This is a genomic window from Thermus islandicus DSM 21543 (genome assembly GCF_000421625.1).
GTDB lineage: Bacteria > Deinococcota > Deinococci > Deinococcales > Thermaceae > Thermus > Thermus islandicus.
Window position 1 is genome coordinate 1 of record NZ_ATXJ01000054.1, and the last position, 2504, is coordinate 2504.

At 66.3% G+C, this 2504-nt stretch carries 2 protein-coding genes and 1 pseudogene; 1 reads left to right on the top strand and 2 read right to left on the bottom strand.

Annotated features, from left to right (window positions below; translation table 11 throughout):
- Nucleotides 1-493, top strand: a pseudogene (locus H531_RS14575) (SSO2105 N-terminal domain-containing protein); the annotation flags it as partial.
- A 135-nt stretch (nucleotides 494-628) separates the two neighbouring features.
- Here H531_RS14575 and H531_RS0112380 read toward each other — a convergent pair.
- Both H531_RS0112380 and H531_RS0112385 read right to left on the bottom strand, forming a co-directional pair.
- Nucleotides 629-1327: an ankyrin repeat domain-containing protein gene (locus tag H531_RS0112380; protein WP_022799620.1), complete on the bottom strand. Its 699-nt coding sequence runs from the start codon at nucleotides 1325-1327 to the stop codon at nucleotides 629-631.
- A 4-nt stretch (nucleotides 1328-1331) separates the two neighbouring features.
- Nucleotides 1332-2504 (bottom strand): IS200/IS605 family accessory protein TnpB-related protein (locus tag H531_RS0112385; RefSeq protein WP_022799621.1); only part of this gene is annotated, 1173 nt, incomplete at its 5' end.

Below are 2504 nucleotides of genomic sequence, written 5' to 3' on the forward strand. Positions count from 1 at the left end.
CTCTTCCGCCTCAACACCCGCTACGCCGACGGGGCCATAGAGAAGGCAAAAGCGGTCCTGGACTCCGCCCTGGAGCTCGGAAGGGACCCCCGCAAGGTGGTCTTCGGCGGAAGAGGGCTCTTCGAGCAGCTCAAGCGGAAGCACCTCTCGGGCAAGGGCCGGGAGCGGCTCAAGAGGGAGTGGAAGGAGAAGAGGCAAGGGCTCCTCTACACCCAGGGGGACAAGGCCAAGGGGGGCAACCCCCACTTCAAGCTCCAGGCGAAAGGCGGCGCCCTCAAGGTGTTCTCCTGACGGAGAAGCAGCTGGCTCCTCGTCCACCTTGGGGAAGAGAAGCTCTTCGCCCGGGCCCTGGTGAAGACCTCCCACTCCCAGCTCAAAGCCCTTCTGGGGAGGGTCTATTCCTCCTCCCCTCCACACCAGAGCGAACGGGGTTCCCGGGATAGACGTGAACAGCGACCCCGGACCAGGCACCCCACAAGCTGCCGCACCGGACTGTAGGGATGAGGCGGCACGGGCTTCGGTAGCGCCTCAAAATCGGCCTTGGGACCAGGCTTCCCCGAGCAAGCGCCCCGCTCTTGGCGCTGAAGGGGCCCGGTGGCTCGAGGCCAAGAGGAGAGGTTGCCCTCCCTCAAGCGCCCCATGCCTGCCCCTCAAGGTGGGGCCCTCCCAGTCCCAGCCCCTCTAAGTCCATCACCTCCGCCAAGGGGGTCCAGGCCGCCTCCCCTTCCCGCAGGCGCAAGAGGAGGCGGGGGTTGGGCAAATACCGCCCCCGGCGCACCCTGAGGAAGAGCCTTCGGGCAGGACGGTAGTCGCTATTCACCTCGCTCCTGGCCAGGACCGCTCCCAGGTAGGCCCTCCGCTCCTCCAAGGTCTCCTTACGGGCCAAGGTGGCGGGCAGAAGGGCGGGAGGCAGGCGGCCCAGGCTTTCCGTCAGGTGGTGGGCCGTGACCCCCTCCAGCAAAAGGGGCCCCCGCAGGCGCACTTGCGGGAGGGCCAGGGCCTTGAGGCTGGCCAGGGCCGCCAGGAAGGCCCAGTACTCCGCCATCCGGGGGTAAAGGCGCACCAGGTGCCCCTCGGCCTGGACGTCCAAGGCCGTGGGCGCCAGGAGGTCGGCCACCAGGGGAAAGCGCTCGCGGGCAAAGGTCTCCTCCTCAAGGGCCCGCTCCAGGGCGTGGAGGAAGGGGGTGTAGCCGAAGGGGTCGCGGGCTTCGGGGTCGGCCCCCTGGGCCAGGAGGGCCTCGAGGAACTCCCGGTTTCCCGCCCGGGCCGCCAGCATCAGGGGGGTGAGGCCCAAGGGGGTGCGGAAGTCGGGTCCGAAGTCCTTCACCTGGTTAGCCAAAGCGGACATTTCTGCACGCCGACCCCCCACCAGGATGAGGGTCTTGGCCTGCCTTCCACCTCTCCCACGGTCCCATGGTCAGCGGAGCTAGGTGCAGGACGGGCTTGAGGGGGGAAGGATCCCTTGGCACCTCGCGCCCGAGGAGAGGAAGGAAGGCGCCTACTTTCAGGACCCGCCAGGGATGGGTGCCGAAAGCGCTCCTTCCGTCGGTAGACCCCTTTCGGCTCCTTGGCGAACCCTGAAAGCTTGCCCTCTGGCCCCTCCGGGGACCAGGAAGGCTCGAAAGAAGGGAAAGAGCGGCTTTGGCCTTCCCGATTTCTCGGGAAAGCCTCCGCCTGAGATAGGGGTTCCCCTCGGCCCTTTTGAGCTTCTCTAGCTCCTGGAGGTGGGCTTGGTAGAACCCCTCGGCGTGGGCGAGGAAGGATTCGTCTTGGAGAAGGGCTTCGTAGCCCTTGGGGAGCTTCTCCTCAAGGCCAAGGGCCCGCCTTCCTATGACGAAAGCGGCGGCGATGTCCTTGGAGAGATGGAGCTGCGGGGCGTACTTGAGCATCCCTATCGTGGAGGTGTCCTGGGGGTTCACCTCCAGGACCTCCACGCCCCGCTTACGAGCGAGGGAGTGGATCTTCTCCAGAAGGGAGCGGTAGGCGAAGCGGTGCTGCTTCTTGCGGAAGTTCCGCCCCGAGCCGTCGCCCCTCTTGGACTTCCTGAGGTGTTTGAGCCTCTCGGTGGCGAGGGCGACCCCATGTTCTTCGGCTATCGCCACCACCTGGTGGGCGATTTTCCAGAGCGCCAGCTCTTTGGCCCCCTTGTTGGGAGCATGGTCCACCTCCTCCAGGGAGAGGGTAAGATGGCGCCTCAGGTTCCCGTCGGGAGAGACCACGGCAAGGGCCAGGTGGTAGGGGTCCGCGTTCACGTCTATCCCGAGAACCCCGTTCGCCTTGGTGTGGACGGGGGAAGGAAGCTCCTCTCCCCAGGAGAAGTGGGCGTAGACCTTGCCTTCCCGCAGGGTGAGCTCGGTGTTGTAGGGGAGCCCCGTGTGAATCCTCTCCAGGAGGGCTTTGAGCTGGGGGTGGGAGGTCTTCACCAGGGCGTAGGCGTACTTCTTTTCCTCGGTTCCTAGGTGGATCCGGAGCCACAGCGCGCCGTCCCTGACCTCAACGCGGAG